Annotated in this window: 25 protein-coding genes and 1 tRNA gene; 14 read left to right on the top strand and 12 right to left on the bottom strand. The window is 71.8% G+C overall.

The genetic code is table 11. The features are described from left to right. Positions 1 to 6 precede the first annotated feature (6 nt). A complete protein-coding gene (locus L3078_RS19395) occupies positions 7 to 1,038 on the bottom strand; it encodes a P1 family peptidase (protein ID WP_239755155.1) in 1,032 nt (343 codons plus the stop codon). Next, complete coding sequence (locus L3078_RS19390) at positions 1,028 to 2,305, bottom strand: low temperature requirement protein A (RefSeq protein WP_239755154.1); 1,278 nt, start codon at positions 2,303 to 2,305, stop codon at positions 1,028 to 1,030. The genes L3078_RS19395 and L3078_RS19390 overlap by 11 nt, the downstream gene beginning before the upstream one ends. A 163-nt stretch (positions 2,306 to 2,468) precedes the next feature. Between L3078_RS19390 and L3078_RS19385 the strand changes: the two genes are divergently transcribed. Beyond that, positions 2,469 to 2,663 carry a hypothetical protein gene (locus L3078_RS19385; RefSeq protein ID WP_239755153.1) on the top strand — a complete coding sequence of 65 codons (195 nt, stop codon included), beginning with the start codon at positions 2,469 to 2,471 and terminating at the stop codon, positions 2,661 to 2,663. A gap of 88 nt (positions 2,664 to 2,751) precedes the next feature. Here L3078_RS19385 and mscL read toward each other — a convergent pair whose 3' ends face one another. The 6 genes from mscL to L3078_RS19355 all read right to left on the bottom strand — a co-directional run bounded on the left by mscL (position 2,752) and on the right by L3078_RS19355 (position 8,831). Beyond that, on the bottom strand, positions 2,752 to 3,228 hold the full coding sequence (gene mscL, locus L3078_RS19380) for a large conductance mechanosensitive channel protein MscL (RefSeq protein ID WP_239755152.1): 477 nt from the start codon (positions 3,226 to 3,228) through the stop codon (positions 2,752 to 2,754). Positions 3,229 to 3,357: 129 nt separating this feature from the next. After that, positions 3,358 to 3,975 carry a hypothetical protein gene (locus L3078_RS19375; protein ID WP_239755151.1) on the bottom strand — a complete coding sequence of 206 codons (618 nt, stop codon included), beginning with the start codon at positions 3,973 to 3,975 and terminating at the stop codon, positions 3,358 to 3,360. Positions 3,976 to 4,138: 163 nt separating this feature from the next. Continuing rightward, entirely contained in the window at positions 4,139 to 4,981 is an 843-nt protein-coding gene (locus L3078_RS19370; protein WP_239755150.1) for an S-methyl-5'-thioadenosine phosphorylase, read from the bottom strand. A 247-nt stretch (positions 4,982 to 5,228) separates the two neighbouring features. Then, the gene (locus L3078_RS19365; protein WP_239755149.1) at positions 5,229 to 5,564 is read right to left on the bottom strand and encodes an FmdB family zinc ribbon protein; all 336 of its coding nucleotides are present in this window, start codon (positions 5,562 to 5,564) and stop codon (positions 5,229 to 5,231) included. A 69-nt stretch (positions 5,565 to 5,633) separates the two neighbouring features. Next, a complete protein-coding gene (locus L3078_RS19360; protein WP_420864076.1) occupies positions 5,634 to 6,959 on the bottom strand; it encodes an MFS transporter in 1,326 nt (441 codons plus the stop codon). A 294-nt stretch (positions 6,960 to 7,253) separates the two neighbouring features. After that, positions 7,254 to 8,831, bottom strand: a complete 1,578-nt coding sequence (locus tag L3078_RS19355; protein WP_239755147.1) for a potassium/proton antiporter — start codon at positions 8,829 to 8,831, stop codon at positions 7,254 to 7,256. A 262-nt stretch (positions 8,832 to 9,093) separates the two neighbouring features. Here L3078_RS19355 and L3078_RS19350 point away from each other — a divergent pair, with 262 nt between their 5' ends. Next, on the top strand, positions 9,094 to 11,886 hold the full coding sequence (locus L3078_RS19350; protein WP_239755145.1) for a penicillin acylase family protein: 2,793 nt from the start codon (positions 9,094 to 9,096) through the stop codon (positions 11,884 to 11,886). Between the two features lie 61 nt (positions 11,887 to 11,947). On the opposite strand, the gene L3078_RS19345 is transcribed toward L3078_RS19350, so the two are convergent. Continuing rightward, the gene (locus L3078_RS19345) at positions 11,948 to 12,553 is read right to left on the bottom strand and encodes a 5-formyltetrahydrofolate cyclo-ligase (RefSeq protein WP_239755144.1); all 606 of its coding nucleotides are present in this window, start codon (positions 12,551 to 12,553) and stop codon (positions 11,948 to 11,950) included. A 103-nt stretch (positions 12,554 to 12,656) separates the two neighbouring features. Between L3078_RS19345 and galU the strand changes: the two genes are divergently transcribed. From galU to L3078_RS19310, 7 genes are all read left to right on the top strand, one after another. Continuing rightward, on the top strand, positions 12,657 to 13,559 hold the full coding sequence (galU, locus tag L3078_RS19340) for a UTP--glucose-1-phosphate uridylyltransferase GalU (RefSeq protein WP_239755143.1): 903 nt from the start codon (positions 12,657 to 12,659) through the stop codon (positions 13,557 to 13,559). A 5-nt stretch (positions 13,560 to 13,564) separates the two neighbouring features. After that, complete coding sequence (gene glp, locus L3078_RS19335) at positions 13,565 to 14,887, top strand: molybdotransferase-like divisome protein Glp (protein WP_239755142.1); 1,323 nt, start codon at positions 13,565 to 13,567, stop codon at positions 14,885 to 14,887. Positions 14,888 to 14,971: 84 nt separating this feature from the next. Next, on the top strand, positions 14,972 to 15,454 hold the full coding sequence (gene moaC, locus L3078_RS19330) for a cyclic pyranopterin monophosphate synthase MoaC (RefSeq protein ID WP_033531924.1): 483 nt from the start codon (positions 14,972 to 14,974) through the stop codon (positions 15,452 to 15,454). After that, positions 15,451 to 16,020, top strand: a complete 570-nt coding sequence (locus L3078_RS19325) for a MogA/MoaB family molybdenum cofactor biosynthesis protein (protein WP_239755141.1) — start codon at positions 15,451 to 15,453, stop codon at positions 16,018 to 16,020. Before moaC ends, L3078_RS19325 begins: the two co-directional genes overlap by 4 nt. A gap of 20 nt (positions 16,021 to 16,040) precedes the next feature. Then, a complete protein-coding gene (locus L3078_RS19320) occupies positions 16,041 to 16,676 on the top strand; it encodes a GNAT family N-acetyltransferase (protein WP_239755140.1) in 636 nt (211 codons plus the stop codon). A 224-nt stretch (positions 16,677 to 16,900) separates the two neighbouring features. Further along, positions 16,901 to 18,238 (top strand): divisome protein SepX/GlpR, encoded by a 1,338-nt coding sequence (gene sepX / locus L3078_RS19315; protein WP_239755139.1) that lies wholly within the window; start codon positions 16,901 to 16,903, stop codon positions 18,236 to 18,238. A gap of 137 nt (positions 18,239 to 18,375) precedes the next feature. After that, positions 18,376 to 18,449, top strand: a tRNA-Ala gene (locus tag L3078_RS19310). Positions 18,450 to 18,502: 53 nt separating this feature from the next. Here L3078_RS19310 and L3078_RS19305 read toward each other — a convergent pair. Both L3078_RS19305 and L3078_RS19300 read right to left on the bottom strand, forming a co-directional pair. Continuing rightward, entirely contained in the window at positions 18,503 to 18,892 is a 390-nt protein-coding gene (locus L3078_RS19305; RefSeq protein ID WP_239755138.1) for a hypothetical protein, read from the bottom strand. A 56-nt stretch (positions 18,893 to 18,948) separates the two neighbouring features. Continuing rightward, a complete protein-coding gene (locus tag L3078_RS19300) occupies positions 18,949 to 19,431 on the bottom strand; it encodes a GNAT family N-acetyltransferase (protein ID WP_239760381.1) in 483 nt (160 codons plus the stop codon). Between the two features lie 114 nt (positions 19,432 to 19,545). Here L3078_RS19300 and L3078_RS19295 point away from each other — a divergent pair, with 114 nt between their 5' ends. Further along, positions 19,546 to 20,349 carry an exodeoxyribonuclease III gene (locus L3078_RS19295; protein ID WP_239755137.1) on the top strand — a complete coding sequence of 268 codons (804 nt, stop codon included), beginning with the start codon at positions 19,546 to 19,548 and terminating at the stop codon, positions 20,347 to 20,349. Between the two features lie 35 nt (positions 20,350 to 20,384). On the opposite strand, the gene L3078_RS19290 is transcribed toward L3078_RS19295, so the two are convergent. After that, complete coding sequence (locus tag L3078_RS19290; RefSeq protein ID WP_239760380.1) at positions 20,385 to 21,029, bottom strand: MerR family transcriptional regulator; 645 nt, start codon at positions 21,027 to 21,029, stop codon at positions 20,385 to 20,387. A gap of 225 nt (positions 21,030 to 21,254) precedes the next feature. On the opposite strand from L3078_RS19290, the gene L3078_RS19285 reads away from it, so the two are divergent. From L3078_RS19285 to L3078_RS19270, 4 genes are all read left to right on the top strand, one after another. Next, positions 21,255 to 22,838: a flavin-containing monooxygenase gene (locus L3078_RS19285; protein ID WP_239755135.1), complete on the top strand. Its 1,584-nt coding sequence runs from the start codon at positions 21,255 to 21,257 to the stop codon at positions 22,836 to 22,838. After that, the gene (locus L3078_RS19280) at positions 22,835 to 23,770 is read left to right on the top strand and encodes an alpha/beta fold hydrolase (protein ID WP_239755133.1); all 936 of its coding nucleotides are present in this window, start codon (positions 22,835 to 22,837) and stop codon (positions 23,768 to 23,770) included. The genes L3078_RS19285 and L3078_RS19280 overlap by 4 nt, the downstream gene beginning before the upstream one ends. After that, complete coding sequence (locus L3078_RS19275) at positions 23,767 to 24,663, top strand: SDR family oxidoreductase (RefSeq protein WP_239755132.1); 897 nt, start codon at positions 23,767 to 23,769, stop codon at positions 24,661 to 24,663. Before L3078_RS19280 ends, L3078_RS19275 begins: the two co-directional genes overlap by 4 nt. A 121-nt stretch (positions 24,664 to 24,784) precedes the next feature. Then, entirely contained in the window at positions 24,785 to 25,105 is a 321-nt protein-coding gene (locus L3078_RS19270) for a hypothetical protein (protein ID WP_239755130.1), read from the top strand. The last annotated feature ends 69 nt before the right edge of the window (positions 25,106 to 25,174 follow it).

Genomic DNA, 25,174 nt, shown 5'->3' with positions numbered 1-25,174 from the left:
AGCCCCTCAACCCCTCCCGTACAGCTCCCCGTACGAAGGCCATGCCCCGCCCGGGCCGGGCATCGGCTCGGCTGCTCGTGTCGCTCGTACGATCGCGCGGGTCACCAAGTCCGCTCCCGTCGCGAGGAGTTCGTTCAGGGCGAGGGGGCCGGACTCGGGTGGTAGGGGGCGGGTGCCCGTCGCCAGGGTGAACACGGTGTCTCCGTCGTTGAGCAGATGCACGGGGCGTACGGCGCGGGCGATGCCGTCATGTGCCGTGCCGGCCAGCTTCTGGGCCTGGGCGCGGGTCAGGTCGGCGTCGGTGGCGACCACCGCCAGCGTCGTGTTCATCGGGGGAGGGACGCTCTGCGCGGCGGCCTCGGCGAGCCGCCGACGCGCTCTCTCGTGCACCTCCGGCGCCGGATACGTCACCCGCCCCTGGAACAACTCCCCGTACAGCACCCCCGTCTCCGGGTCCGTCACCGATCCCGCCGCGTTGGCCACCACCAGCGCGGCCACCGTGATCCCCGAGTCCAGCACGGTGCTCGCGGTACCGATGCCGCCCTTGAGCAGCCCGACCGTCGCCCCCGTCCCGGCGCCCACGCACCCCTCCGCCACCGGGGCGCCGAGCCCGCTCGCGGCCGCCGCCTCCACCGCGGCCCGCCCGAGAGCGGCGTCCGGTCTGGCCTTGAAGTCGCCGCCTCGGCCCAGGTCGAAGACACAGGCCGCCGGAACGACCGGCACCACGTGCGCCGGGTCCGGGCCGACCCGTACGCCCCGCCCGCGCTCCTCCAGCCAGGCCATCACACCCGACGCGGCGTCCAGCCCGTACGCGCTGCCCCCGGTCAGCACCACCGCCTCGACCTTCTGCACCAGGTTGCGCGGATCCAACGCGTCCGTCTCCTTGGTGCCGGGCCCGCCGCCGCGCACGTCCACGGCAGCGACCGCGCCGCCCTCCGGAGCCAGCACGACCGTCGTACCGGTCAGCCATCCCCCGCCGATCCGCGTGGCGTGCCCGACCCGCAGACCGGGCACATCGGTCAACGCGTCAACTGCCATGGGTGTCTCGGGAGTTGTCCGCCTGCGTCGGTTGCCCTGCCGTGTGGGCGTGCGGGGTGCCGGGTCCACGGGCGGTGAATGCCACGCCGATCGCGACCGTCACGGCGGTGACGACACCCGCCGCCGGCACCGCCCAGTGCCCGAGGAACGTGCACGCCACCACGGCCAGCGCGGCGAGCGGCAGCACGGTCTGCTGCGCCGTGCCCACCTTGTAGTGCCGGGCGTGCAGCGCCCACACCGAGATCAGGTACAGGGCCGTCGGCAGCGTCACCGCCGAGGACGCGGCCAGGGTGGAGATGTGCGCCTTGTGCACGGTCTCCTCCACCGCGACCTCCAGCCCGGCGCCGATCGCGGCGGCCGACGCGAAGATCAGGTAGTGGCCGTATCCCCACAGGAAGCTCTCCTTGCTGGAGCGCAGATGACCGTGGATCGGAACGCTGAAGTAGATCCACCACGCCGAGAAGACGATCAGCAGTCCGCCCACCGAGATGGGCAGCAGTTCCGCCAACGCGTCGTTCTCGTCCGCCGCCGACTTCACCGCGACCGTGGCCGCCAGGATCGTCTCGCCCAGCACGATGATGGTGAACAGGCCGTACCGCTCGGCGATGTGGTGCGGATGCCAGGACGTCTGGAAGCCCTTCTCCGCGTACAGCGGGACGGACAGCTCGGCGAGCGCCATCACCAGGAACAGCCACGGTCTGGCCGGCTCCGGCAGGACCAGCAGTCCCAGCCAGCCGATCTGGCACAGCGCCACACCCTTCGCGTACCGCAGGGCCGTGACCCGCTCCGCGTCCGTCGCGGTCCGCGCGGCCCGCAGCCACTGCGCGGTCATCGACAGCCGCATGATCACGTAGCCGAGCACGACCAGCAGCCAGTCGTGGTCCTCGAAGGCCCGGCCGACCCCGGCGGCGAGCACCAGCACGCCCGCTATCTGGACGAGGGTCACCAGCCGGTAGGGCACGTCGTCGTTGTCGTACGCCGAGGCGAACCAGGTGAAGTTCATCCAGGCCCACCAGATCGCGAAGAAGACCATCGCGTAGTTCAGGATGCCCTCGGCGGCGTGCGCCTCCGCGACCGCGTGGACCAGCTGGACGCCCGCCTGGGCGACGGCCACGACGAAGCACAGGTCGAAGAAGAGCTCCAGCGGCGAGGCGACCCGGTGTTCCTCCCCGCGGCCCCGTGCGACCAGCCTGCGCACCGGCGCCCTTCCCGCACCGGAGGAGGGGACGGGAGCCGAGGGAGGCTGGGGCGTGGAACTGGGCGTCATGGGGCCAAGCACACCAGAAAACCCGGTGGAATTCTCGCTCAGGTGTTCACCAGTGCCGGGGCGGAGCGAGGGTGTGCGCGGACGGGCCCGGAGTGGGTGCGGAGAGGCCGGGGGAGGGCCCGGCGCCGGAGGCCGTCCGTGTGCGGGGCCGTACTCTGGAGACATGAGTACCGCTCCCGCCCCCGGTTCCGAACCGCGTGACCCCAAGGCCGCGCTGGTCTTCGACGACCCGCTCAGCCGGCCCTCGTCCGACGACACGGACCACGGGTGGGGCGAGCGGTCCGGCGAAGGCGACGGCGGTGACAGCGCGGCCGACCTGAGGCGCTTCCTCGACGAGAAGCCGCCCCACCACATCTGACCCCGCCGACCGAAGCCTCCGATCCGTCGACCCCGCACGCCGAAGGCCATGGGACGTCGGCCTCGCTCGCCGCGGCTCCCCGGCTTCGCTACGTGCGGTCGTGGCCCGAGCCGCGCTGGGCCACCAGGGCGTCGCGGATCTCCTTCAGGACCTCCAGCTCGCTCACCTCGATGACCTCGTGCGTGCCCTCCTTCGCCTTGCGGCGGGCCTCCACGCGGGCCAGGTACTTGGCCATGGGGAGCACCATCAGGAAGTAGACGACGGCCGCGGTGATGAGGAACGTGAGCGTCGCGTTCAGCACCGTGCCCCAGAGGATCGCGACGCCGTCGGTGACCGTCCCGTCCGCCGCCACCGTGCAGGGGTCCTTCAGGCACCACCGGTACTGGTCGAGGTTCTTCGTGCCGAACGCCCCCACCAGGGGGCTGATGACCCCCTTCACCACCGAGTTGACGATGTTGGTGAAGGCCGCGCCGATGACCACGGCGACGGCCAGGTCGACGACGTTCCCCCGCGTCAGGAAGGCCTTGAAGCCCTCCCAGACGCTCGGCTCCTTGTTCTCGCTCACCACGAGACCTCTCTGCGCTGGTTGTGGAACAAACGACTCCGCAACCTACGTCAGGCCCGGGCCCAGGTGTCCAACTGGGTCCCTCCAACGTGGGACTTGACGGGCCGGGCCCGGCGGTGGGACGGGCGGTCACCACAGTGTCACCGCCAGCCGGGACGTGGCGCCCGCCCCTGCCAGCCGGGCCGCCGTGTGGCGGGGCACGGTCAGGACGACCAGGGCTCCGCTCTCGGCCGTGTCGGCGGTGGGCACGTCGGAGACACGGGCACCCCGGGCGACGACCCTCGCTGCACCGCCCGTCGCGGACTCCTCGGCCGCGATCACGTCGACCCGGTCGCCCGGGCGCAGCAGCCGTACCGTCGCGCCGTCGGCGATGCGCACCGGGGCGGTCACCGTCCCCACGGTGGTGGGGCGTTCGGGGACCGGGTCGGCCACGGGGTGGCCCCTGACCCGTTCTGCCTCCCCCGGGCCCGCCCCCGTCACCAGCAGGGCGGCGGCGGTCACCGCCAGACCCGCGGCCATGGCCCGCCGCCGGCAGCGGGCGAGACGGCGGAGCCGATGCGCTCCGCCGCGTACCCGTAGCGGGGCGAAGTGCGGGACCTCGCAGGTGGGAGGGGCATCGGAACCGGGTGGGCCGGCGGCCCAGGAGGGGCGACGGGCGGATGTGGGGGAGGGCGAGTACGCGGACGTCGATGAGGCCGAGGCCGAGGTCGGGGACGTGGATGGGGCCGTGGGCGAGGAAAGGGACATGGGGTCACCACCTGCTGTGTGAGATCGGCTTGCGGTCCCACGATGCGGCTTCGCGCCGACGCCCGCTGAGGCCTGTGGACCACCCGCCGGTTGTGGAAAACCTCGCCACCCGAACGAGGAGTTCCGCCCCTGCCGGCGGCCCCCAACCCCGGCCCTCAGCCCGTCACGGCAGCGTGAACCCGGGATCCATCCCGCCCAGCGCCTTCGTGCACAGGCAGTCGCGGTCGTCGTTCGACGGCAGGGCGGCGACCGCCTCGAAGAGGACGCCCCGGAGACGGTCGATGTTGGCGGCGAAGACCTGGAGGACTTCCTCGTGCGAGACGCCCTCGCCGGTCTCGGCGCCGGCGTCGAGGTCGGTCACGAGGGTCAGGGAGGTGTAGCAGAGCTCCAGCTCGCGGGCGAGGATGGCCTCCGGATGGCCGGTCATGCCGACCACGGACCAGCCCTGGGCCTGGTGCCACAGGGACTCGGCCCGGGTGGAGAAGCGGGGGCCCTCGACCACGACGAGGGTGCCGCCGTCCACCGGTTCCCAGTCACGTCGGCGCGCCGCCTTCAGGGCGGCCTCGCGGCCGACGGGGCAGTAGGGGTCGGCGAGCGAGACATGGACGACGTTCGGGACGGCGCCGCCGGGCAGGGGGAGGCCGTCGAAGTAGGTCTGCGTGCGGGACTTCGTACGGTCCACGAGCTGGTCCGGGACGAGGAGCGTGCCCGGTCCGTACTCGGGCCGCAGACCACCCACCGCGCACGGGCCGAGCACCTGGCGCGCCCCGACGGAGCGCAGTGCCCACAGGTTGGCGCGGTAGTTGATGCGGTGCGGCGGCAGATGGTGGGCGCGGCCGTGGCGCGGGAGGAAGGCGACACGGCGCCCGGCGATCTCGCCGAGGAAGAGGGAGTCGCTCGGCGGCCCGTAGGGGGTGTCGACCTGTATCTCCGTCACGTCGTCGAGGAAGGAGTAGAACCCCGATCCGCCGATGACGCCGATCTCCGCGTGTTCCGTGTTCACCATGCCCGCACCCTAACCGGGCCCCGAAACGCCGAGGACCCCGCCGGTGGTCGTACGACGACCGGCGGGGTCCTGGACGAGAAACACGCACGCGGCGGCAGTACCCACGGCGCGAAGCCGGTGCCACTCGCCGAATCGCCCAGCAGCGTAAGCGCTATGCGGCGACCGGGCCACGCGGCGACCGGGCCACGCGGCGACCAGGCCACGCGGCGACCGCGCCACGCAGCGCCCCCGCCAAGCAGCGCCCCCGCTACGCCGCCGACGTGCTGCTGGCGGCGGAAGAGCCCGAGGACGCCGACTTCGACTCGGAGGACGACGAGGACGACTTCGTGTCCGACGAGGACGACGAGGACTTCGCATCCGACGAGGAGGAGGACTTCGACGTGGCCGGGCTGCTGCTCGACGACGAGCCACGGCTGTCGTTCCGGTAGAAACCGGAGCCCTTGAAGACGATGCCGACCGCGGAGAACACCTTCTTGAGGCGGCCATTGCAGCTGGGGCACTCGGTCAGGGCGTCGTCGGTGAACTTCTGCACCGCTTCGAGGCCCTCACCGCATTCGGTGCACTGGTACTGGTACGTCGGCACTGGTCTTCCTCCTGGCACTCTCACTCGATGAGTGCTAACGACAGTCCATAGTGACCTATTCCCCGGGGATCAGTCCACTGTCACCGGCACTCGGTGACCGACGACACGCGCGACGGTGCGGCTGCGCGGGCTGCCCATCAGGCGCGTACGCAGCGCGAACAGGGTCGCCAGGGCCAGTGCCGTACCGGCCGCCGGCACCAGGAAACCGGCGCCGGTCCACAGCCGGTCCTCCAGCTGACCGGCGGCCGTGACGGCGGCCGCCTGGCCGAGCGCGACCGCGCCGGTCAGCCAGGTGAAGGCCTCCGTACGGGCGCCGGACGGGACCAGGGAGTCGACCAGCGTGTAGCCGGTGATCAGGGCGGGGGCGATGCACATGCCGACCAGGAGGCCGAGCGCGGCGAGGACGAGCACGGAGTCGGCGGTCCACAGGGCGGAGGCGACCAGCGCGAGAGCCGTGTAGCCGATCACCAGGCGCCGCTGCGGGGCCGCCTTCCAGGCGATCGCGCCGCAGACGATGCCGGAGAGCATGTTGCCGGCGGCGAACACGCCGTACAGGACGCCGTTCAGGCCGGGCTCGCCGATCGACTCGGAGAAGGCGGCGAGGGAGACCTGCATGCCGCCGAAGACGGAGCCGATGCCCAGGAAGGTGACGATCAGGACGCGCACCCCGGGGACGGACAGGGCGGAAACGCGCTCCACGCGCGCGTGGGCGACGGGGAGGACCCGCGGCTGCGTGGCGCGTTGCGCGGCGAACAGCAGGCCGCCGATCAGGGTGAGCGCGGCCTCGGTGAGCAGGCCGGCGGCCGGGTGCACGGCGGTGCACAGCGCGGTCGCGAGCAGCGGGCCGAGGACGAAGGTCAGCTCGTCGGTGACGGACTCGAAGGCGGCGGCGGTGCTCATCAGCGGTGAGTCCTGGAGCTTGACGCCCCAGCGGGCCCGCACCATGGGGCCGATCTGCGGCACCGAGGCGCCCGTGGGCACGGCGGCGGCGAAGAGCGCCCACAGGGGGGCGTCCATCAGGGCCAGCGCGGTGAGGGAGAGGCCGGCCGCGCCGTGGACGAGGACGCCGGGGATCAGGACGGCCCGCTGGCCGTGCCGGTCGGCGAGTCGGCCGCTCCAGGGGGCGAACAGGGCCATGGAGACGCCGGTCGCGGCGGCCACGGCGCCGGCCGCGCCGTACGAGCCGGTGGTGTGCTGGACGAGCAGCACGATGGAGAGCGTCAGCATCGCGAACGGCTGGCGGGCCGCGAAGCCGGGCAGGAGGAACGTCCACGCGCCACGGGTGCGCAGCAGCTGCCCGTAGCCCGGGCGGGACGCCTTGGAGGTGTGCGAGGTGTTCGAACGGCTGGAGCCGCCGGAACCGTTGGAGCTGTTCGAGGTGACCGTGGACGCCACGGCCGTGCCTTTCCGCCGCCTGGTAGCGCGCCCGTGCGGGGGGCGCCGAGAGCTGTCCTCTTGCGCCACTGCGGTAGATGCCGGGCCCACGGAAGGGGCGTGACGGCCGCCATACGGTCGCGCCAGCTCTGCGTCAGACAGAGTTGGTCCGATCAAGTGCGCCTTCATCGTACAGGGGGAACGGCCTGGTCACCTGTGAAAGTGAGCACCATGACCGGCCGTACCCCCCTTTCCGGGGGGTGTGAACGGTGCGAAACCTGCCCGTAACGACGACGGCGTCCGCGCCCTCCGGCCTCAGCGCCGCGAACCCCCGTCGCCGCCCCCGTTGCCCGTCCCCAGCCAGTCGGCCAGCTTGCCGCCCTGGCCGACGGCTCTGAGGCGGCGCTCCGCCTGGTCGCGGACGGGGTCGGTGGCGACGACGAGGAGTTCGTCGCCGCGTCGCAGGACCGTGGTCGGCAGGGGCACGAAGGACTTGCCGTCGCGGACGACGAGGGTGACGGCGGCGCCGGCGGGCAGCCGCAGTTCGTTGACCTCGACGCCGTGCATGCGGGACTTCTCGGGGATGGCGACGGACAGCAGGTGGCCGCGCAGCCGCTCCAGGGGCGCCGATTCGATGCCGAGGTCGGCCGCCTCGTCGCCGGAGCCGCCGAGGCGCAGCTTGCGGGCCAGCCAGGGCAGCGTCGGCCCCTGGACGAGGGTGTAGACGACGACGAGCACGAAGACGATGTTGAAGATCGTGCGGCTGCCCTCGACGCCGCTCACCATGGGGATCGTCGCCAGGATGATGGGCACCGCGCCGCGCAGCCCGGCCCAGGAGAGCAGGGCCTGCTCGCGCCACGGCACCCGGAACGGCACCAGCGCGACGACGACGCTCAAGGGGCGCGCCACCATGGTCAGCACCAGGCCGATGACGAGCGCGGGCCAGATGTCGTCGCCCATCTCGTGCGGTGTGACCAGCAGTCCGAGCAGGACGAACATGCCGATCTGGGCGATCCAGCCGACGCCCTCGGCGAAGCCCCGGGTGGCCGGCCAGTGGGGCAGCTTGGCGTTGCCGAGGACCATGGAGGCCAGGTAGACGGCGAGGAAGCCGCTGCCGTGGGCCAGGGCGCCGGCGGCGTAGGCGGTGACGGCGATGGCCATGACGGCGATCGGGTAGAGGCCGGAGGCGGGCAGTGCCACATGCCTGAGGCCCCAGGAGCCCAGCCAGCCCACGGCGAGGCCGATGGCGGCGCCGATCGCGAGTTCCAGCACTATCTCGCCGATCAGGACGTACCAGTGCTCGACCGGTCCGGCCATGGAGAGCGAGGCGACGAGGATGACCACCGGGGCGTCGTTGAAGCCGGACTCGGCCTCCAGGGTGCCCGTCACGCGCGCGGGGAGGGGGATCCTGCGCAGCACGGAGAAGACGGCCGCCGCGTCCGTGGAGGACACGACCGCGCCGATGATGAGTGCCTGCCGCCACTCCAGCCCGATCAGATAGTGCGCGCCCGCGGCCGTGACGCCGACGCTCGTCGCGACACCGACCAGCGCCAGTGAGGTGGCGGCCCGCAGGGCCGGCTCGATCTCCTTCCACTTCGTGCCGAGGCCGCCCTCCGCCAGGATCACGACGAGGGCCGCGTAGCCGATGACCTGGGTCAGTTCGGCGTTGTCGAAGTGGATGTCGCCGATGCCGTCCTGGCCCATGGCGATGCCGATGCCCAGGTACACGAGCAGGCTGGGGAGCCCGCTGCGCGACGAGATCCGGACCGCGGCGACCGCGACGAGAAGGACGAGCGAGCAGACGAGCAGGAGCTGGTTGAGATCGTGGACAGTCAGCGGGCCGTACCTTTCTTGCCGAACCGCACGTGGTTCCGAGTGTGGGATGCCGAGCACCGGATGTGGGCACGCGCGCGGGTGGGCATGCGAAGCCGATCACGGAAACCGTGCGATCGCGGTTACGTCAGTGCAAGTACTTCGTTACCTTACCTAACTCTTGACGATTTCTTGACGCTTGCGAGGGCAAGATCGAACAGTCGTCCGCGCCAGTTCCCGACTCCGCGTCAAGTCGTGTCGGACCCTGCGCCTATGGTTGCTCCAGCGTTCAGTACAAAGCACAGCCCGACCTGCCGCTCGTGTTAGGACAGCAAGGACAGCGATGCCCACCGACACCACCCCCTCCGGCCAGCAGTCCGGCAAGTCCGGCAGGAAGAAGGGGCGCAAAGTCCGTCTTCTCCTGATCGTCCTGGTCCTGGCCATCATCGGTGGCGTCGGCTACGGGGCGTTCTGGTCCGTCTCCACCGTGCGCGCCTCCTTCCCGCAGACCAAGGGTTCGATAACCCTGGACGGTCTGACGGGACCGGTCGACGTCAAGCGCGACGGGTACGGGATCCCGCAGATCTACGCCTCCTCCGACGAGGACCTGTTCATGGCGCAGGGCTACGTCCAGGCGCAGGACCGGTTCTACGAGATGGACGTCCGCCGCCACATGACGGCCGGCCGCCTCTCGGAGATGTTCGGCGAGGGCCAGGTCGACAACGACGAGTTCCTGCGCACCCTCGGCTGGCACCGGATCGCCGAGGAGGAGTACAAGAAGACGCTCTCGGCCGAGACGAAGAAGTACCTCGACGCGTACGCCAAGGGGGTCAACGCCTACCTGGCCGGCAAGGACGGCGACGAGATCTCCGTCGAGTACGCGGCCCTAGGCTTCGCGAACGACTACAAGCCCGAGGAGTGGACCCCGGTCGACTCGATCGCCTGGCTGAAGGCGATGGCCTGGGACCTGCGCGGCAACATGCAGGACGAGATCGACCGCGCCCTGATGACCAGCCGCCTCGGCCCCAAGCAGATCGCCGACCTGTACCCGCAGTACCCGTACAGCCGCAACGGGACGATCGTGCGGGAAGGCCAGTACGACGAGCTGACCAAGACCTGGTCGGACGGGTCGGGTTCGACGCAGAACGCCGACGGCTCCACGCAGGGCACCGGCGGCTCCACGCAGGGCACCGGGGGCACCGGGACGGGCACGGGCACCGCCGGCACGTCCACCGACTCCGGAGACCTCCAGACGCAGCTGGACGGCCTCTACAACGTCCTGGAGGACCTGCCCGAGGCCGTCGGTGTGAACGGCAACGGCATCGGCTCCAACTCCTGGGTCGTCTCCGGCGACCACACCATCACCGGCAAGCCGCTGCTGGCCAACGACCCGCACCTGTCGGCGTCGCTGCCCTCGGTCTGGTACCAGATGGGCCTGCACTGCAAGTCCGTCTCGGCGAAGTGCCAGTACGACGTCTCCGGCTACACCTTCTCCGGCATGCCCGGCGTGGTCATCGGCCACAACGCCGACATCGCCTGGGGCATGACCAACTCCGGCGTCGACGTCACCGACCTCTACCTGGAGAAGCTCACCGGCGACGGCTACCAGTACGGCTCGAAGGTCCTGCCGTTCGACACCCGCGAGGAGACCATCGAGGTCGCCGGCGGCACGTCCAAGACGATCGTCGTCCGCACCACCAACAACGGCCCCCTGCTCTCCGACCGCAACGACGAACTCGTCCAGGTCGGCAAGAAGGCCACGGTCGACCAGGACGCCCCCGACCGCGGCGACGGCTACGGCATCGCCCTGCGCTGGACCGCGCTCGACCCCGGCACCTCCATGGACGCCGTCTTCGCCATGAACCGGGCCAAGGGCTGGGACGACTTCCGCGAGGCCGCCGCCCTGTTCGACGTCCCCTCGCAGAACCTGATCTACGCCGACACCGAGGGCCACATCGGCTACCAGCTGCCCGGCAGGATCCCCACCCGGGGCAAGGGCGACGGCTCGCTGCCCGCGCCGGGCTGGGACCCGCGGTACCGCTGGACCGGCTACATCGACGAGGACGAACTGCCCTACGAGTACGACCCGGAGCGCGGCTACATCGTCACCGCCAACCAGGCCGTCGTCGACATGAAGTACCCGTACACCCTCACCACGGACTTCGGCTACGGCACGCGCGCGCAGCGGATCACCAGCCTGATCGAGTCCAAGATCAAGGGTGGCGGCAAGATCTCCACCGACGACATGCGGCAGATGCAGATGGACAACAGCAGCGAGATCGCCAAGCTGCTGGTGCCGCTGCTGCTCAAGATCGACGTCGGCGACAAGCACGTCCGCGAGGCGCAGAAGCTTCTGGAGGGCTGGGACTACACCCAGGACGCCGACTCGGCGGCCGCCGCGTACTTCAACTCGGTCTGGCGCAACATCCTCAAGCTCGCCTTCGGCGACAAGCTGCCCAAGGAACTGCGCGTCGAGGGCCAGTGCCTGTCGGTCGAGCCGGTCGACACCACCGGGCCCGCCGACGAGGACCGGGAGGTGCGCGAGTGCGGCAGGCGCGACGCGGACCAGGCGCAGCCGGACGGCGGCGACCGCTGGTTCGAGGTGGTGCGCCGGCTCGTCGACGACCAGGACAGCGCCTGGTGGTCCACGCCGAAGATGCGCAACCTGAAGGCCGCCGACACCCGGGACGAGCTGTTCCAGCGGGCCATGCGGGACGCCCGCTGGGAGCTGACCGCCAAGCTCGGCAAGGACATCGACAGCTGGAGCTGGGGCCGGCTGCACCGCCTGTTCCTGAAGAACCAGACCCTCGGCACCGAGGGCCCCGGTTTCCTGCAGTACATGCTCAACCGCGGCCCCTGGAAGCTCGGTGGCGGCGAGGCCACGGTCAACGCCACCGGCTGGAACGCGGCAGGCGGCTACGAGGTCGTCTGGGTGCCCTCGATGCGGATGGTGGTGAACCTCGGGGACCTCGACAAGTCCAAGTGGATCAACCTCACCGGCGCCTCCGGGCACGCGTACAACGCGCACTACACCGACCAGACCGACAAGTGGGTCAAGGGGGAGCTGCTGACGTGGTCGTTCTCGGACAAGGCGGTCGAGGACGGCACGAGCGACACGCTGCTGCTCAAACCGTGACGCCCGGCTGAACACGGAAAGCGGCCTCCACGCACGCGTGGAGGCCGCTTTCATGTCCGGATCACCGGAACCGTCGTACCCCCGACGGCGTCACCACCGCGTGCACCGGGCGGTCGTGCGGCTCCTCCGGGACGCGGTCCAGCACCTCCGTGTCGTAGAGGAGCACCGCCAGCGCCGGGTCGGCGCCCGCGCGGTCCAGGCGGGCCAGGACGCGGTCGTAGGAGCCGCCGCCCCGGCCGAGGCGCATCCCGCGCGCGTCGACCGCCAGGCCCGGCAGCAGGACGACGTCGGTGGTGGTCACGGCGTCCGGGCCGAGCCGCTCGCCCGCGGGTTCGAGGAGTTCCATGCGGCCGCCGTGCCGCACGCGCGCGAGGGAGGCCTCTCCCGCGTAGACGCCCCAGTCGAGGTCGTTGTCGGGCAGCAGCACCGGGAGCAGGACGCGCACGCCCCGCGCGCGGAGTGCGTCGAGGAGCGCGAGGGTGCCCGGTTCGCTCCCCACGGACACGTACGCCGCGACCGTGCGCGCGTGCGCCAGTTCGGGCAGATCGAGGGCCCGGTCCGCAAGGGCGGCCGTCGTTTTCCGGACGTCATCCGGCGTCAACCCGTTCCTCACCAGGAGGAGCTCTCGTCGCAACATTCGCTTGGAAAGCTCCGGTTCAGGTCCCATCCGGCTCACAGGTGACTCCAGTATTCTTCGTAATCGGCTCATATGAGAACGAATTCATCGGAGCCACAGATTCCCCACAAAGGCACCGGATATGGTTCCGCCCATGAGTGAGGCGAACCCCAGGATCAGCAAGGCTGTCATTCCCGCGGCGGGTCTGGGAACCCGGTTCCTGCCGGCCACCAAGGCGACTCCCAAGGAGATGCTGCCGGTGGTGGACAAGCCGGCGATCCAGTACGTGGTGGAGGAGGCCGCGGCGGCGGGACTCGACGACGTCCTGATGATCACCGGCCGCAACAAGCGCCCCCTCGAGGACCACTTCGACCGCAACCACGAGCTGGAGTCCGCCCTCCAGAAGAAGAACGACGCCCACCGGCTCGCCAAGGTCCAGGAGTCCAGCGACCTCGCGACCATCCACTACGTCCGCCAGGGCGACCCCAAGGGCCTCGGCCACGCCGTGCTGTGCGCCGCCCCGCACGTCGGCGACGAACCCTTCGCGGTCCTCCTCGGCGACGACCTGATCGACCCCCGCGACCCCCTCCTGCAGCGCATGGTCGAGGTGCAGGAGTGCAACGGCGGCAGCGTCATCGCCCTCATGGAGGTCGCGCCGGAGCAGATCCACCTCTACGGCTGCGCGGCCGTGGAGGCCACCGAGGACGGCGACGTCGTCAAGGTCACGGGCATGGTCGAGAAGCCGGACCCGGCCGACGCCCCGTCGAACTACGCGATCATCGGCCGCTATGTCCTCGCCCCGCAGATCTTCGACGTCCTGCGGCAGACCGAGCCCGGCCGCGGCGGCGAGATCCAGCTCACCGACGCCCTCCAGCAGCTCGCCGCGGACGAGAAGGTCGGCGGCCCCGTGCACGGCGTCGTCTTCAAGGGCCGCCGCTATGACACCGGGGACCGTGGCGACTACCTGCGTGCCATTGTCAGACTCGCGTGCGAACGTGAAGACCTGGGCCCGGACTTCCGGACCTGGCTTCGCAGTTACGTAGCCGAGGAGATGTAGCCGAATTGAGCACCGCCGCGACCCGCACCACCGGCCGGGACCACCTCTGGTCGGTGACCGAGCACCTGGAGGACATCCTCGCCACCGTGCGCCCCCTGGAACCCATCGAGCTGCAACTCCTCGACGCCCAGGGCTGCGTCCTGGTCGAGGACGTCACGGTGCCGGTGTCACTGCCGCCGTTCGACAACAGCTCCATGGACGGGTACGCGGTGCGGGTCGCGGACGTGGCGGGCGCGAGCGAGGAGTTCCCCGCCGTGCTCACGGTGATCGGCGACGTCGCGGCGGGCCAGACCGAACAGCCCCGGGTGGGCCCCGGCGAGGCCGCCCGCATCATGACCGGCGCCCCCCTGCCGCCCGGCGCGGAGGCGGTGGTCCCGGTCGAGTGGACCGACGGCGGCCTCGGCGAGGGACCCGTCTCCGGGATGCGCGCCCGCAGCGCGAGCCCCGAGGGCGCCACCGGCCAGGTCGCCGTGCACCGCGCCGCCGAGGCACGCGCGCACGTGCGCGCGGAGGGCAGCGACGTCAAGGCCGGCGAACGCGCCCTGGCGGCGGGCACGATCCTCGGCCCGCCCCAGATCGGCCTGCTCGCCGCCATCGGCCGCGCCTCCGTACGCGTACGCCCGCGCCCGCGCGTGGTGGTGCTCTCCACCGGCAGCGAACTGATCCCGCCGGGCGACACCCTGGCCTCCGGCCAGATCTACGACTCCAACAGCTTCGCCCTCACCGCCGCCGCCCGGGACGCGGGCGCCATCGCCTACCGCGTCGGGGCCGTCGCCGACGACGCCGAGACCCTCCGCTCCACCATCGACGACCAGTTGGTCCGCGCCGACCTGGTGGTCACCACCGGCGGCGTCAGCGTCGGCGCGTACGACGTCGTCAAGGAGGCCCTGGAGTCCGTCGGCGACGAGGACGAGGAGGGCGCCGGCATCGACTTCCGCAAGCTCGCCATGCAGCCCGGCAAGCCCCAGGGCTTCGGCACCATCGGCCCCGACCACACCCCGCTCCTCGCCCTCCCCGGCAACCCGGTGTCGTCGTACGTCTCCTTCGAACTCTTCGTCCGGCCCGCCATCCGCACCCTGATGGGCCTCGACGACGTCCACCGGCCGACCACCACGGCGACCCTGCGGGCCCCCAAGGCGCTGACCTCGCCCGCGGGCCGCCGGCAGTACCTGCGCGGGACGTACACCGACGGCGAGGTCACCCCCGTGGGCGGCGCCGGATCGCACCTCGTCGCCGCCCTCGCGCACGCCGACGCGCTCATCGTGATCCCCGAGGACACCGAGTCCGTCGAGCCCGGTACGGAGGTCGAGGTCGTCCTGCTCGGCTGAAGCATCGAGGGTGGCGTACCGTGTCGCGCACAACACACCGCGCGCCGCACCGCGACGGGCCCCGACCGGGAGCGCCACACCACCATGAGTACGCCGCAGGACCGACTGACCCACATCGACGAGGCGGGCGCAGCCCGCATGGTCGACGTCTCCGGGAAGGACGTGACCGCGCGCACCGCCCGCGCCAGCGGCCGGGTCCTGGTCTCGCCGGCGGTGGTGGAACTGCTGCGCGGCGAGGGGGTGCCCAAGGGCGACGCCCTCGCCACCGCGCGCATCGCCGGGATCATGGGCGCCAAGCGCACCCCCGACCTGATCCCGCTCTGCCACCCGCTGGCGGTCTCGGGCGTCAAGGTCGACCTGGCGGTCGCGGACGACGCCGTCGAGATCCGCGCGACCGTGAAGACCACCGACCGTACGGGCGTCGAGATGGAGGCCCTCACCGCGGTCTCCGTGGCCGCCCTCACCGTGATCGACATGGTCAAGGCGGTCGACAAGGGCGCGGTCATCACGGACGTCCGTGTCGAGGAGAAGACGGGCGGCAAGTCGGGCGACTGGAGCCGGGCATGACCCCGCCCACCGGGGACACCGGCCCCGAGCGGTACCGCGCGCTGGTCGTGACCGCCTCAAACCGTGCCTCCGCCGGTGTCTACGAGGACCGGGGCGGACCCCTGATCGCCGAGGGCCTCCGGGCGTTCGGCTTCGCCGTCGACGGCCCGCAGGTCGTGCCCGACGGCGACCCGGTGGAAGCCGCGCTGCGGGCGGGTGTGGACGCCGGGTACGACGTGATCGTCACGACCGGCGGCACAGGCATCTCGCCCACCGACCGCACCCCCGAGGCCACCCGCGCCGTCCTCGACCACGAGGTGCCCGGCATCCCCGAGGCGATCAGGGCGTACGGCCGGGACAAGGTCCCCACGGCCGCGCTCTCCCGAGGCCTCGCCGGCGTCGCGCGCGGCACGCTGATCGTCAACCTGCCGGGCTCGACCGGCGGCGTACGGGACGGCCTGGCCGTCCTGGGACCCCTGTTGACCCACGCGGTGGACCAGATCAGCGGCGGGGACCACCAGAGGCCGGCCCCCGGCGGCTCCCCGGCCGAGGAGGACCCCTCCAGACCCCGTGGGGGTGCGAGCTGAACAGCCCATCCTGGCCCGTGGTGCTGGTGGACGGCGAGGTCGTCCTCCGGCCCATAAGGATGCGCGACCAGCGGGCCTGGCGCGAGGTCAACCGGCGCAACCGGGACTGGCTGCGGCCCTGGGAAGCGACCATTCCGCCGCCGACGCCCAGCGGGCCCATCGCGCACCGGCCGACGTACCGTCAGATGGTCCGCCATCTGCGGGCGGAGGCGAACGCGGGCCGGATGCTGCCGTTCGTGATCGAGTACCAGGGGCGGCTGGTCGGGCAGTTGACGGTCGCCGGGATCACCTGGGGCTCCATGTGCTCCGGCCACGTCGGCTACTGGGTCGACGAATCGGTGGCCGGGCGGGGCGTGATGCCGACGGCGGTCGCGCTCGTCGTCGACCACTGCTTCCGGACCGTCGGACTGCACCGCATCGAGGTCTGTATTCGCCCCGAGAATCGGCCCAGCCGACGGGTCGTGGAGAAACTCGGATTCCGCGAGGAAGGCCTTCGTCCACGATATCTTCACATCGACGGCGCCTGGCGCGACCATCTCGTCTTCGCGCTCACCGCCGAAGAGGTGCCCGAGGGTCTGCTCGGCCGCTGGCAGCGGGAACGGGCACGGAACGCGCGGAACGCGGGATCCGACGCCGGCAAGCCCGGCCAGCCCTAATAAATGAAATATGTGTTCGAAAAAGAGGGCACGGATGTACGGCCGACTGCCGGGCGAACGACCGGGTTGAACGAGTCGGTGCGTTCTCGGCACGTTAATTTCGCGCTCTCGGCGGCCCGCTGATCGGATCGGTCACAAAAAAAGCTCGAAATATCAGCCAGATCGTGCGACACACCGGCTCAATTGGCGGATGGCCTCACGCAAACCCCTCTACCGTGTGAGGCGTGAGCAGCAGCGGCCTCATCTACGCAGTCATCGTCGGGGCCTGGGCCGCCTACTTGGTGCCGATGTGGCTCCGTAGGCAGGACGAGCTGAACGAAGCCCGTCCGACGGAACGCTTCAGCACCGCCATCCGGCTGCTTTCCGGCCGGGCGGGGATGGAGCGCCGTTACGCCAGGGACCTGCGGGCGCGCTCCACCGACGAGGGGGAGCCCAGCGCCGAACCGGACGACGTCACCGACTCGGTGGACGTCCGGGCCTTCGCCATGCCCCCGCACCGGGAGCACACGAAGGCACAACTGCCCCTGGAGCGGGGTGAGTCACCGCAGCAGGGCCAGCAGCAGCCACAGCACCCCGGGAAACCGGCGACACAGGCTGCCGCGCAGGCGAAGCCGGTGCCCCAGCAGGGCGGCGCGCCCGCGGCCAAGGAGGGCGCGGCCCAGCAGGGGGCGGCCCAAGTGCCCGCCCCCGCGCGGGTGAAGCGGCCGAGCGGGCAGACGGCGGGCGCACGCCGGGGTGACTCGGCGGAGGCCAAGGCGCGGGCCCAGCGCTTGAAGGTGCTCGCGCGCCGCCGGCGTACGACCGTGATGCTCTTCCTCGCCTTCTCGCTCGGCACGGTCGTCGCGGCGGTCGGCGGACTCGCCTTCCTGTGGGCGCCGGCCGTACCGGCGGTGCTGCTGAGCACCTACATCGCGCATCTGCGTCGCCAGGAGCTGAAGCGGTTCGCGTACACCATGGACCGGCGGCAGGCCGAGGTGGCGGCCCAGCGACTGCGGGAGCGGCAGCCCCAGCGGCGGCGCCCCGCGCCGGATCCGGTGGACACCGACGAACCGGAGGACGGACCCGAGAGCGAGGAGACCCGGGCCGAGCTGACCGCGCTCGCGGCCGACCGCCGCGCCCTCGTCGAGCAGACCGACCACGCCGAGTGGGTCGACCAGCAACGCGAGCGCCAGCGGCGGCCCGGCCAGGGCGACAGCTGGGACCCGGTCCCGGTGCCGCTCCCCACGTACGTCACCGCGCCGGTCGCGCCCCGGGCCACCTCCGGGGTCGACCTCGGCGCCCCGGACGCGTGGAGCTCCGCGCGCTCCAGCGCGGCCGACCCGCACGGCTCGTCGGGCGCCCCCGCGAACTCCCCGAGCGCCTCCGGGCGCGCGCCGGAGGGGGAGCGCGGTGGCGAGGAGGGCGCGGACGACACCGGTCCCGGGGAGGCGGCCGACGCACCCGACGGGGGACGTTCCGACGCCCGCCGGGCCGCGTCCGCGCGCCGCTCCCGGGAGCGGGGGCGTACGCCGCTCTTCGACCAGTACGAGGACGGCGACCGGCCGCGCGCGGCCAACGAGTGACCTTCGCGGCCTCGGATCTCCCCCTCCACTGACCAGCCGCGAGGCCGGCCGCAAGCCGCCCGGCGGCCTGCGGCCGGCCTCGCGGATACGGATTTCCGAGCAGCGCGATCGGGGTGCTAGAGTTTCACTCGTTGCAAGGGCCTGTGGCGCAGTCCGGTAGCGCACCTCGTTCGCATCGAGGGGGTCTGGGGTTCAAATCCCCACAGGTCCACGCACAGCTCAGAGCCCCCAGTGGTGAAAACCGCTGGGGGCTCTGACGTGTTGTCAGGACGAGGCGGCGGCGTTCGGCGCCGGTTCCGTGATGGCGTCGAAGTATGGCCAGCCGTTCACCTCGAGCGTATGGGCGTCCGGGTGGCGGGCCAGGTTCGGGGCGGCGGCGTCCAGGAGGCGGCGGACCGTGCCGGGCTCGTGGAGGTTGAGGTAGGTGTGGTCCGAGAGGCGGACCAGGGCGCCGGAGTCGAAGTAGCAGTTCGAGACCGCGCGGCCCTCGGACGGGCTGAAGAGCAGGACCAGGCGGCGGCCCCGGGGGCCCTCGGGGTAGAGCGACAGCTTCAGGTGGCAGTGGGAGTAGGCGACGTTGGAGCGTTGACGGACGGTCCAGTGCCAGGTGGTGTCGCCCACGACGAGACGGCGGAGGCGGGTGTTCTTCGTCACGGGCACACCGTAGGGGCCCGACACCCCGGCGGGCACCGGGATTTACCGGGCCCGCGTCAGGGGTGGAGCGGCTTCGCGAAGCACAGGCTCAGTTCGTGGAAGCGGTAGTAGCCGAACTTGGCGCAGGGCTCGTAGCCGCTGGAGGTGTAGAGGGCCACGGCCTCGGGCTGCTTGGAGCCGGTCTCCAGGACCATGCGGGTACGGCCGCGGGCGCGGGCGTCGGACTCCAGTTCGCCCAGTATGCGGCGGGCCAGACCCAGGCCCCGGGCCCCGGGTGTCACGTACATCCGCTTGATCTCGGCGTCCCCGTCCTGGTTCCCCTCGTCGTTGGCGTCCTGGGTGCGCCAGCCGCCGGTGGCGAGAGGGGTGCCGTGCTCGTCGTAGGCGATCAGGTAGAGCCCGGTCGGCGGGACGAAGTGCGCCGGGTCCATGGGGGTCGCGTCGCCCTCGTCGCCGTAGCGGACGCCGTACTCGGCCTGGACCTCGTCGTTCAGCTTGACGGCGTCGGGGTGGTCGAAGGCGACCCGGCGGATAATCATGTCAGGCATCGTACATCTATGCATGCGCATGCTCCAGGTTCGCTCTGCGGCGTCCGTCCGGTGTGATCTTCGTCGGAAACTGGACCCTGTCCAAGGTACGGGTATCGTGCCGGGGTGCTGACTGTGACCTCTGTGAATGTGAACGGGCTGCGGGCCGCCGCGAAGAAGGGCTTCGTGGAGTGGCTCGCCGGGACCTCGGCGGACGTGGTGTGCCTCCAGGAGGTGCGGGCCGAACCGGAACAGCTCCCCGAGGGGGTGCGGCAGCCCGAGGGATGGCACGTCGTGCACGCCCCGGCCGCCGCCAAGGGGCGCGCGGGGGTGTCGCTCTACAGCCGCCGTGAGCCCGACAGCGTCCGCATCGGCTTCGGATCGGCCGAGTTCGACGGCAGCGGACGGTACGTGGAGGCCGATCTGCCCGGTGTCACCGTGGCCAGCCTCTACCTTCCCTCCGGCGAGGTGGGGACCGAGCGGCAGGACGAGAAGGTCCGGTTCATGGACGAGTTCCTCGCCTATCTGAAGGAGCTGCGCGAGCGTGCCGCCGCCGACGGGCGCGAGGTGGTCGTCTGCGGCGACTGGAACATCGCCCACCAGCCGGCCGACCTCAAGAACTGGCGCGCGAACCAGAAGAACTCCGGGTTCCTGCCGGAGGAGCGGGCGTGGCTGGGGCGGGTGTTCGACGAGGCGGACGGGGCGTACGTCGATGTACTGCGCGCCCTGCACCCCGACGTCGAGGGGCCCTACACCTGGTGGTCGTACCGGGGGCGGGCCTTCGACAACGATGCAGGGTGGCGCATCGACTACCAGGTGGCCACGGCCGGGCTCGCCGGCAAGGCGGTCAAGGGCTTCGTGGAGCGGGCCGCGACCCATGCGGAGCGCTGGTCGGACCACGCGCCGGTGACGGTGGTCTACGACCTCTGACCGGCCGGAGTCCGCCGCTTTCCCCGGGGCTTCGGTCAGTGATCCCCGTCGTGCGGGTCCGTCCGGCGCAACCGCCGGTCCAGTGCCAGCGACAGTTCCGCCTCCGCCACGCTCTTTGCCAGGGGGCGCAGGCGGCGGAGGTCGTCGGGGGTGCGGCCCGGTTGGGTGAGGATGAGGTCGGTGAAGAGGGTGGCCAGGGCGTCGGCGTGTTCGCGGACGCGGCGGCCCGCGGCGAGGACGTCCGCGAGGGGGACGCCCTCGCGGACCAGTGCGGCCGAGACGTCGAGGAGGCGGCGGCTGATGTGGACGATCTCGCTCCCGTCGGTGCCGAGGTAGCCGAGGTCGAGGGCGGCGGCGAGGTTCTCCGAGGTGGCCTGGTCGCCGAAGTGGTCGGCGAGTTGCTCGGGGGTGAGGCGGACCGGCACCTCCTCGGTGGGTGCGCCGAGGCCGAGCAGGTCGCCCACGTCGCGCCCCTGGTCGAACGCCTCGGCCAGCTCCGCTATGCCGCTGAGGGTGTGGCCGCGTTCCAGCAGGGCCGCGATCGTGCGCAGCCGGGCCAGGTGGGTGTCGTCGTACCAGGCGATGCGGCCCTCGCGGCGGGGCGGGGGGATCAGTCTGCGCTCCCGGTAGAAGCGCAGGGTGCGTACGGTGATGCCGGCCGCCTCGGCCAGTTCCTCCATGCGGTACTCGTGTCGCGCGCCGTGCCGCTCGGCGTCCCGCCCGCTGTCTCGCTCGCCGTCATCTGCCACCCGCGCAGCCTATGTCGTACCGCTGGTAACTCCAGAGTGCGCGACCCCTACCCATCGGTACGGTCCTGCCCTACGCTCCCACTGCGCCAGTGATTACTGGCGCCGATACGAGGTGCGAACGCGGTGGGCGCACGCGATGAGGCGTGGAGGTACCGGATGGGCGAGCACAAGGGCGGGAACGAGGGCGCGGACCGGCCGCATGTGCGGGTGGCGGTGATCGGGTCCGGGTTCGGCGGGCTCGGTGCGGCCGTACGGCTGCGGCGCGAGGGGATCACCGACTTCGTCGTCCTGGAACGGGCCGGATCGGTCGGCGGCACCTGGCGGGACAACGACTATCCCGGCTGCGCCTGTGACGTGCCGTCGCATCTGTACTCGTTCTCGTTCGCGCCGAACTACGCCTGGCCGCGCGCCTTCTCCGGGCAGGAGCACATCCGGGCCTATCTGGAGCATGTGGCGGACACCTTCGGGCTGCGGCCGCACCTTCGGTTCGACTCCGAGGTGCTGCGCATGGCCTGGGACGCGGAGCGGCTGTGCTGGGACATCGAGACCAGCGGTGGGGCGCTCTCCGCCGACTTCGTCGTCTCCGCCACCGGGCCGCTCTCCGACCCCAAGGTGCCGACCGAGGACGAGCTGCCGGGGCTCGGCTCCTTCCCCGGGAAGGTGTTCCACTCCGCCCGCTGGGACCACGGCTACGACCTGCGCGGCAAGCGGGTCGCGATGATCGGTACGGGCGCCTCCGCGATCCAGATCGTGCCGGCGATCCAGCCCGAGGTCGGCCGGCTGACCCTCTTCCAGCGGACGCCGCCCTGGGTGCTGCCGCGTGTCGACCGGGGCATCAGCGGCGCCGAGCGGTGGCTGCACGAGCGGCTGCCGTTCACCGCCCAGGCCCGGCGCGGACTGCTGTGGGGCGTACGGGAGTTGCAGGTGCAGGCCTTCACCAAGCGGCCGAACCAGCTGGGTCTGGTGGAGCGGTTGGCGAAGCGGCACATGGCTCGGAGCGTCAGTGACCCGGAGCTGCGGGCCCGCCTCACCCCGGACTACCGCATCGGCTGCAAGCGCATCCTGCTGTCCAACACCTACTATCCGGCGCTCACCCGGCCCAACGTCGACGTGGTCGCCTCCGGGCTGGCCAAGGTCGACGGCTCCACGCTCGTCGCCGCCGACGGGACCGCCGCCGAGGTCGACGCGATCGTCTTCGGCACCGGGTTCCATGTCACCGACATGCCCATCGCCGACCGGGTCGTGGGCGCCGACGGGCGCACGCTCGCCGAGGCGTGGGCGGAGAGCGGGATGCGGTCGCTGCGCGGGGCGTCGGCCGCCGGGTTCCCCAACTGGATGACGATCATCGGGCCCAACACGGGGCTCGGGAACTCCAGCATGATCCTGATGATCGAGTCGCAGCTCAATTACATGGCCGACTTCGTACGGCAGTTGGACGTGCTGGGCGGTCGGGTGGCGCTCGATGCCCGGCCCGCCGCCGTGGACGCCTGGACCGCGCGGGTGCAGAAGCGCATGGAGCGCACGGTGTGGAACACCGGGGGCTGCACGAGCTGGTACCTCGACGCGAGCGGCCGCAACACGACCGTCTGGCCGGGCACCACCACCGAGTTCCGCAGCGCGACCCGGCGGGTCGACCTGAGCGAGTACGAGGTGGTGCGGGTCGCCCCGCCGGGTACGAGGAACAGCGGCGGGGCGACGGACACGGAGCAGGACACGGAGAAGGTGGAGGCGGGGGCGTGACCCGACTGACGCATGTGAAGCACGGGCCGTACGCACCGCCCGTGGCCGTACGGGAGTTGGCGGCCGTGTCCGCCGACGGGGCGCGGCTGCACGTCGAGGTGCACGGGCCGCAGGACGCGCCGACGGTGGTGCTCGTGCACGGCTGGACCTGCTCGACCGCGTACTGGGCCGCGCAGGTCCGCGACCTCGCCGTCGACCACCGGGTCGTCGTCTACGACCAGCGTGGGCACGGCCGCAGTCCCGCGTCCGCCGTGTGCACCGCGGACGGCCTCGCCGACGATCTGGAGGCGGTGCTCGGGGCGACGCTCGCGCCGGGCGAGAAGGCGGTGCTGGCCGGGCACTCCATGGGCGGGATGACCGTGATGGCCGCCGCCGGGCGGCCGGGCTTCCGTGAGCACGCGGCGGCGGTCCTGCTGTGCAGCACGGGCAGTTCGAAGCTGGTCGACGAGTCGCTGGTCGTGCCGCTGCGGCCGGGGCGCCTGCGCACCTGGCTCACCCGGAAGGTCCTCGGCTCACGGGCGCCGCTCGGGCCGGTCACGCCGGTCGCCCGGCGGATCCTCAAGTACGCCACGATGGGCCCCGGTTCGTCGCCGGTGATGGTGGAGGCGTGCGCGCGGATCGTGCACGCGTGCCCCGCCCGGGTGCGTCATGCCTGGTCGCACGTCCTCGACTCGCTCGATCTCGACCACGGCGTACGGGAGTTGACGGTGCCGACGGCCGTCGTCGTGGGTACGGCGGACCGGATGACCCCGCCCGTGCACGCGCGGGCGCTGGCCGCCGCGCTGCCCGACTGCGTGGGCGTGAGCGAGCTGACCGGGGTGGGACACATGGCGCCGGTGGAGGCGCCGGAAGCGGTCACCGCGCGCATACGCGAGCTGGTGGAGATGTACGTACCCGCGGGGCGGGACGAGTTGGAGGAGGCGGGCGCATGAGCAACGGCAGCACCCTGGAGGGGCGGGTCGCGGTCGTCACCGGGGCCGCGCGGGGCGTCGGGGAACTCCTCGCGCGCAAGCTCTCGGTGCGGGGGGTGAAGGTCGCGCTGGTCGGCCTCGAACCGGACGAGCTGAAGCGGGTGTCGGAGCGGCTGTACGGGGAGAGCGAGTACTGGCACGCCGACGTGACCGACCACGAGGTGATGACGCGGGTCGCGGCCGAGGTGAAGGAGCGGTTCGGGCGGGTCGACATCGTCGTCGCCAACGCGGGTGTCGCCAACAGCGGGCCGTTCGTGGACTCCGACCCCGAATCCTGGCGGCGGGTCATCGAGGTCAACCTCGTCGGATCGGCCGTCACCGGGCGGGCGTTCCTGCCGGCGCTGATCGAGAGCCGGGGGTATCTGCTGCAGATCGCCTCCCTCGCGGCGATCACCCCGGCGCCGATGATGACGGCATACTGCGCGTCCAAGTCGGGCGTCGAGGCGTACGCGCACTGTCTGCGGGCCGAGGTCGGGCACCAGGGGGTGGGCGTCGGGGTCGGGTATCTGTCCTGGACCGACACGGACATGGTGCGCGGGGCCGACAAGGACGAGGCGCTGCGGGAGTTGCGGGAGCGGCTGCCGTGGCCGGCCGGGAAGACGTATCCGCTGGGGCCGGCCGTGGACCGGCTCGTCGCGGGGATCGAGCGGCGGTCCAGTCATGTGTACGGGCAGTGGTGGCTGCGGGGGATGCAGGGCGTACGCGGGTATCTCCCGGGGCTCATCGGGACGTTCGCGCCGCGCGAGGTGCGGCGGATGGAGCCGCGGCTGCGCGGGGTGGCCAAGGGGCTGGTGGGAGCCGGTGGGGCGGCGGACGAGCGGACGCGGGGGGTGGGGGCGTCGGAGCCCCACTAGGGACTGTCGGTTCGCCCTGGCTGGGTGTCACCGAGCGTAACTGATCGACATGCGTGGGGTGTCCGTGCGTGTTTGTCTGGTCGAGGCCCGATCCCCTCACCCGAAACGGGAGTGAATCCACATGGGCATGAAGGACCAGTTCCAGGACAAGGCTGAGCAGCTGAAGCGGAAGGCCGGGCAGTCGCCCGAGGAGCGGCAGCGGGCTCAGCGGCCTGGTGAGCGCGCGTCCGAGCGTCAGCCGCAGCACGGTCAGCGCGAGCACGGCCAGCCCCAGCGCGAGCACGGGCAGCCGCAGCGCGAGCACGGGCAGCCGCAGCGCGAGCAGGGCAGGCCCCAGCGCGAGCACGGGCAGCCGGAGCGCGGTGCGCGACGGCGTGACGAGGAGTCGGAGCGCCTGATGCGGGACGAGGAAGACCGCGTCCGCCAGGACTTCGACGTGTAACTCCCGCACCCGGCCCCGTCCGTGTGCGACGCGGGGTGCCCTCCCTCACCGGAGGGTGCCCCGCGTTCT

Source organism: Streptomyces deccanensis, assembly GCF_022385335.1.
Lineage (GTDB): Bacteria > Actinomycetota > Actinomycetes > Streptomycetales > Streptomycetaceae > Streptomyces > Streptomyces deccanensis.
The sequence above is the reverse complement of the archived record's forward strand: the minus strand, read 5'-3'. Positions and strand labels throughout refer to the sequence as shown.